5 protein-coding genes are annotated in these 6,676 nt (G+C 62.3%); 4 read left to right on the top strand and 1 reads right to left on the bottom strand.

The window, feature by feature from the left end:
* Positions 1 to 40: 40 nt before the first annotated feature.
* On the bottom strand, positions 41 to 1,333 hold the full coding sequence (locus ACJWXQ_RS08980) for a malic enzyme-like NAD(P)-binding protein (RefSeq protein WP_346050755.1): 1,293 nt from the start codon (positions 1,331 to 1,333) through the stop codon (positions 41 to 43).
* 370 nt (positions 1,334 to 1,703) lie between these two features.
* On the opposite strand from ACJWXQ_RS08980, the gene ACJWXQ_RS08975 reads away from it, so the two are divergent.
* From ACJWXQ_RS08975 to ACJWXQ_RS08960, 4 genes are all read left to right on the top strand, one after another.
* A complete protein-coding gene (locus ACJWXQ_RS08975; RefSeq protein WP_346050796.1) occupies positions 1,704 to 2,849 on the top strand; it encodes an acyl-CoA dehydrogenase family protein in 1,146 nt (381 codons plus the stop codon).
* A gap of 126 nt (positions 2,850 to 2,975) precedes the next feature.
* On the top strand, positions 2,976 to 5,237 hold the full coding sequence (locus tag ACJWXQ_RS08970) for a thiamine pyrophosphate-dependent enzyme (RefSeq protein ID WP_406672626.1): 2,262 nt from the start codon (positions 2,976 to 2,978) through the stop codon (positions 5,235 to 5,237).
* Between the two features lie 50 nt (positions 5,238 to 5,287).
* On the top strand, positions 5,288 to 5,791 hold the full coding sequence (locus tag ACJWXQ_RS08965; protein ID WP_346050753.1) for an N-acetyltransferase: 504 nt from the start codon (positions 5,288 to 5,290) through the stop codon (positions 5,789 to 5,791).
* Positions 5,792 to 5,923: 132 nt separating this feature from the next.
* Positions 5,924 to 6,676: DUF418 domain-containing protein (locus ACJWXQ_RS08960; RefSeq protein WP_406672625.1), on the top strand; the 753-nt coding region annotated here is incomplete at its 3' end.

The following is a 6,676-nucleotide window of genomic DNA, read 5'->3' as shown; positions in this document are numbered from 1 at the left end:
GGCTGCGGGTGCGAATGAATTAATCAGAGGTTCCCCATGATTACCGGGATGCGGCCTCGCACACGGCTTCGGCCACGGCCTGGTGGACGCTGGGGTCAAGGGAATCCGGCACCAGTTCATCTTCCGGCGCCCGCGCCGACAGGGCCTGGGCGGCAGCGAACAGCATCTCGTCGGTAAAGGCGGTGGCGCCGGCGTCGAGAATGCCACGGAACAGACCGGGAAAGCCCAGGGCATTGTTGATACCCTTGCCGTCGGCGGCATAGGCGGCCCCCCGAGCCAGGGCGACGTTGGGCTCGATTTCCGCATCCGGGTTGGACAGGGCGAAGATGATCTGTCCCTCACGAACCCACTCCGGTCGAATCAGGCCGCGAACCCCGGTACAGGCAATCACCACATCGCTCTGGGCCATCAGTTCCGGCAGCTGTGCGCGACGCCCACCCATGGACTCCAGCCGCTCGAGCGCAGTCTCGTCAAGATCGGCACCCACTACCTGCTCCACGCCATAGGCCTGCAACAGACGGGCAATACCAATCCCGGCCGACCCCAGGCCGATCTGTCCGACAACACAATCGGTCAGCTCCCGACCCACCCGCTTGGCGGCGCTCATCAGTGCGGCCAGTGTCACCACGGCCGTGCCGTGCTGATCATCATGGAGCACCGGCTGGGCCAGCCGTTCACGCAACAGGGCCTCCAGGCGGAAACAGGCCGGGGCGGCAATATCCTCAAGCTGAATCGCGCCAAAGGACGGCGCAATGGCGCTGATCAGATCCGCCATGCGATCGGGATCGCGCTCATCAATGAGGATGGGGACGCCGGATATGCCGGCAAACTTGTCGAACAGCGCCGCCTTGCCTTCCATCACCGGCATGCCTGCCACGGCCCCGATATCACCCAGGCCGAGAATGGCGGTGCCATTGGTGACGATGGCTACCGAATGAGCGATATAGGTGTATTCCCTTGCCAGCCAGGGATTGTCCCGAATGGCCAGGCAGACCCGGGCCACGCCCGGGGTATAGATGTCGCGCAACTCCTGCAGGGTTGCCAGCGGCAGGCGGGACTGCATCCGGATCTTGCCCCCCCGGTGGCGGTTGAAGACCCGGTCTGATTTGCCCAGAAGGCGGGCATTGGGCAGGGCTTCGATCTTCTCGTAGAGCCCGTAATGGACGTCTTCATCCATTTCCAGGGTGATTTCCCAGACCGTCTTGTCCTGCTCCCGGCGTACTGCATTGAGATGTTCCACCACAAGGCCACAATCACCAATCACCTGCAGAATCTTGGCCAGGCTGCCGGGCTTGTGATGGGATTCTACGAGCAGTATCTCAGGTATCTTCATGCGGTCTCTGCAAACGGGGCTATGGTAAACGGGCCGGGATAACCGGGACTGTTTGAAGGGTGGCAATTATAGCCCGTATCTTCAGGTGATTCCGAGCCTTCCTGCAGAGCAATACCGTTTGAATCACAGTCAGCGGCAAGGGTATCGGGCCGGCCGCCGCTTGCCCGGCAGGCATCCCCCTTCAACCACCCGCCTCAAGCGACCACTCGCCGCCAACTCCAGAACAAGAGAGGGCACAAATCCGATATAATGGCGGAATTTCCCGGCCAAAAGGGGATCAGTGGCGGCGCCAGCCGTCGCGGCCGGTCCAATTCCAAACTCACGCCGACGCAACGAATCCGAGGTTACTACCGTGCAAGCACTCAACCCCATGGATCTCTACGACATCCGCTCCGAACTCAGTGACGAAGAACAGATGGTGCAGGACACTGTCGGCCGCTTCGTTGACGAAAAGGTATTGCCGAATATCGGTGAATGGTTTGAGGACGGGTATTTCCCCAGGGAACTGATCCCCGAATTCGCCGAACTCGGCCTGCTGGGCAGCTCCCTGGAGGGCTATGACTGCGCCGGCCTGAACTCGGTCTCCTACGGCCTGATCTGTCAGGAGCTGGAGCGGGGGGATTCCGGTCTGCGCAGCTTCGTCTCGGTGCAATCCAGTCTCTGCATGTTCCCCATCTACGCCTATGGCTCCGAGGAACAGAAGGAGAAATGGCTGCCGCCCATGGCCCGCGGCGAGAAGATCGGCTGCTTCGGCCTCACCGAGCCCCACGGCGGCTCCGACCCCTCCAACATGAAGACCACCGCCAAGAAGAAGGGCGATGACTGGGTCATCAACGGCGCCAAGATGTGGATCACCAACGGCTCCATCGCCGACGTGGCCATTGTCTGGGCCATGACCGAGGACGGGGTTCAGGGCTTTCTGGTCGAGAAAGGCATGAAGGGTTTTGACGCCCCCGAGATCAAGCACAAGATGTCCCTGCGGGCTTCGATTACCTCGTCGCTGTATTTCGACAATGTGGTGGTGCCGGAAGCCAACCGCCTGCCCAAGGTCAAGGGCCTCAAGGGCCCGCTGTCCTGCCTGACCCAGGCCCGTTACGGCATCACCTGGGGCGGCATCGGCGCGGCCCAGGCCTGCCTGCGGGAGCTGCTGGATTACACCGCCGACCGCAAGCTCTTCGGCCGCCCCCTGACCCAGACCCAGACCACCCAGTTGCGCTTGGCGGAGATGTCCCGCCAGATTACCCTGGGCCAGCTGATGTCCCTGCGCCTGGGGCGCATCAAGGATGCCGGCAAGCTCCACCCCAGCCAGGTTTCCCTGGCCAAGTGGAACAACATCCGCATGGCCATGGACGTCGCCCGCGACGCCCGGGATCTGCTCGGCGGCGCCGGCATCACGGTGGAACACTGCCCCATCCGCCACATGCTGAATCTGGAATCCGTCATCACCTATGAGGGCACTGAGACGGTGCATCAGCTGATTATCGGCCGGGAGCTGACTGGGGAAATGGCGTTCTGAGCCGCGAGCTACGAGCTTCGAGCGGCGAGCTGTCAGTGCCGACTCGCCGCTCGTTGCTCGTAGCTCGCCGCCTTCATCCGCAAGCCGCCGCACCTGAATACACATTAAGAGTCAGTCGAAGCAACCATGTCTACCGGCCTCGCCAAGAAAGGAACCCGCGCCATCAACCGGGCGGAGATCGTTGATCAGAACTTTCTCGAGTTTCTCGAGGAATGGGATGAGGTTGTCGACAAGACCGATGACCTGTCAGCCACGGTGGCTGAGCCGGGTCTGAGCGGTAAGGCCTTCATCGAGCTGTTTGAATCGCAGATGCTGTCCCGGCATCTGGATATCGAGGCTCGGGCCATGCGGGGCCGGAACGAGGGTTTCTACACCATTGGCAGCTCCGGCCATGAGGGCAATACCGTGGTGGGGCGGGTGACCCGGCATACGGATCCGGCCTTTCTGCATTACCGCTCGGGCGGTTTCATGATGGAGCGCAGCCGCAAGCTGGAATCCATCGACCCGGCCTACGACACCGCCCTGTCCCTGGCCGCATCCAGTGATGACCCCATCTCCGGTGGCCGCCATAAGGTCTGGGGATCGCTGCCGCTGTGGGTGCCACCGCAGACCTCCACCATCGCCAGTCATCTGCCGAAAGCCGTGGGCGCGGCCATTGCCATTGCCCAGGCCAAGCGACTGACCGGGGAAGTTCCGGTGCCCGAGGAGAGCATCGTGGTCTGCTCCTTCGGGGATGCCTCGGCCAACCATGCCACCGCCCAGGCCGGCTTCAATGCCGCCGGCTGGACCAGCCATCAGAACCTGCCCTGCCCCGTGCTCTTTGTCTGCGAGGACAATGGCATCGGCATTTCCGTGCAGAGCCCGGCCGGCTGGATCGAGGCCAGCTTCAAGGCCCGTCCCGGCATCAAGTATTTCACCGCCGACGGCTTGGACCTGCTGGACACCTGGCGAGCCACCCGCGAGGCCGAGGACTATGTCCGCCGGACCCGCAAGCCCGCCTTCCTGCATCTCAAGCTCAAGCGCCTGCTGGGTCATGCCGGCACGGATGTGGAAACCGATTACCGCTCGCTGGAAGCGGTGGAGTCCACCGAGGCCCAGGATCCCTTGCTGCTCTCCGCCGAGACCGCCCTGGAAGAAGGGCTGATGACGGCGGATGAGATCCGCACTCTGTATGAATCGGTGCGGGAACGGGTTCAGGCGGCTTCGCGCAAGGCGGCTGAACGGCCCAAGCTGGAAACCGCCGAGGCGGTAATGAAACCGCTGGCCCCCTACAGTCCGGAGGCCGTGAATGCCGAGGCCACCCGGGACGATTATCAGGAATCGCGTCATGAAGTCTTTGGCGAGCGCCTGCCCGAAAGCCAGCCGGCCCGGCACCTGTCGATTCAGATCAACCGGGCCATGCATGATCTGATGGCCAAATACCGCGAGATCACGGTATTCGGTGAAGACGTGGCCCAGAAAGGTGGGGTCTATACCGTCACCGCCGGATTGTACCGGCAGTTCAAGGGGCACCGGGTCTTCAATACCCTGCTGGATGAAACCACCATTCTGGGCATGGCCCAGGGCCAGGCCATGATGGGCCTGTTGCCCATGCCGGAGATCCAGTATCTGGCCTACTTCCACAATGCCTGTGACCAGATTCGTGGGGAAGCGGCCTCCCTGCAGTTCTTCTCCAATGATCAGTACCGCAACCCCATGATCATGCGGATCGCCGGGCTGGCCTATCAGAAGGGCTTTGGTGGCCACTTCCACAATGACAACAGCTTCACCGCCCTGCGGGATATTCCGGGCCTGGTCATTGCCTGCCCGTCCCGGGGGGATGATGCCGCCATGATGCTTCGCACCCTGGCGGCTCTGGGCAAGGTGGATGGCCGCATTTCGGCCTTCCTGGAACCCATCGCCCTGTACATGACCAAGGACCTTTATGAGGCCCGGGACGGGGAGTGGCTATTCCCCTATCCGGAACCAAACCGGGCGATTCCGCTGGGCGAGGGCCGGGTCTATGAGCTCAATGCCGAGGATCTCTTGATCATCACCTTTGGCAATGGCGTCCCCATGTCCCTGCGAGCGGCCCGGCAGATCGAGCAGGAGAGCGGCAAGCGGATTCGGGTACTGGACCTGCGCTGGCTCAAGCCCCTGAACCGGGAGTTCATTGCCCAGCATGCCCGCGACATTGGCCGCGTACTGGTAGTGGATGAGAGCCGCCGGACCGGTGGCCTGGCCGAGGAGATCTTCACCGTGATCGAAGAAGAAGCCGGCCATGGTATTCGCAAGGCCCGGGTCTGCGGTGACGACAGCTATATCCCGTTGGGTGATGCTGCCAATCGAGTGCTGATGCAGGAATCTGACGTCCTGGCTGGCGCCAGAGCCCTGCTCGCGGGAGAATAGGCGGGCCCTGGGCGGCCACCGGCCACCATTCACGCGCGGAGAACGAACTCATGCTGGAGATTCGCGAGGAAGAACCCGGAGACGTCAATGCCCTGGACCGGGTCCACCGGGCCGCCTTTCGCCGCGAGGCGGAGGGCGATCTGATTCGCCAGCTGCGGGAAGACTCGCAACTGGCGATCAGCCTGGTGGCCACGGTGAGTGAGCACCCGGTTGGCCACATCGCCTTCTCCCCGGTCACTCCGGCAGGCACCGGTGCGACGCCCCTGGCTCTGGGTCCGGTGGGCGTTGACCCGGAGCACGAACGTCGCGGCATTGCCTCGCGACTGGTTCAGGCCGGTCTGGACAAGGCCCGGGAAATGGGCACGCCCTGGATCGCGGTTCTGGGCGACCCGCAGTTCTATGGACGCTTCGGCTTTGAGCCGGCCTCAACACTGGACCTCAAGGGCGAATTCGGCGACAGCGAGGCTTTCCGCGTACTGATTCTGGATGATGCCGGCAAACCACCGGCTGGCAGCTTGATCCAGTACCACCCTGCCTTCCAGTCACTGGACTGATCCCCTGAGCCGGGCAACGACGTATCAAGGCAGCGGCCAAACCACATCTGCCACTCGTGACAATCGTCACTGGCGGATGCCGTTCGTCCTGCGCAAAATAGGCTTCAGCCTATAACAGCGGGGGAGCAAAGCATGGCGGCGAATCACCAACGTTTTGAAAGTCTGGATGTGCTGCGGGGCATCGCCATCCTGGGCATATTGGTGATGAACATCCAGTCCTTTTCCATGCCCTGGCCCGCCTACGCCAATCCCCATGCCTTTGGTTCCCTGGAGGGAATACACGGCTGGGTTTCCACCGTCAGTCACCTGTTCTTCGACACCAAGTTCTACAGCCTGTTTGCCCTGCTCTTCGGTGCGGGTATCGCACTGATGGCAGAGAAGGCCGTGGCAGCCGCTCGCAGCGGCGCGGCCGTCCATTACCGGCGCATGCTGTTTCTGGCCGTGGTGGGACTGCTCCATGGTTTTCTTCTCTGGTATGGCGATATACTTTTCATGTACGCGGTCTGTGGCAGCTTTGCCTGGCTACTCCGCAATCGTCAGCCACTCACACAGATTCTGATCGGCGCCGGCTTCATTCTCTTCGCCCTGGGCCTGTCCCTGCTGTATGGCTGGAGCATGCAATTCTGGCCAGAAGAAGTATTGGCCGAGATGTCGGCAATCTGGCAAGAAGGCTCGCCGGCGGTACAGGCGGATATTGTGGCCATGAGCGGCCCGTGGTTGCAGCAGTTACCGGCCAGGGCGGAGATCTATCTGCAGGTCATCACCTTTGGACTGGTTTTCAATGTCTTCTGGCATGCCACCGGCCTGATGCTGATCGGGATGGCTCTCTACCGTCTCGGAATCGTTACCGCACAACGCTCGACCGCTTTCTATCTCCGGCTTGCC

This window comes from Natronospira sp., from assembly GCF_007134575.1.
Lineage (GTDB): Bacteria > Pseudomonadota > Gammaproteobacteria > Natronospirales > Natronospiraceae > Natronospira > Natronospira elongata.
Note: the sequence above shows the minus strand (reverse complement) of the source record. Positions and strands in the feature narration are given on the sequence as shown.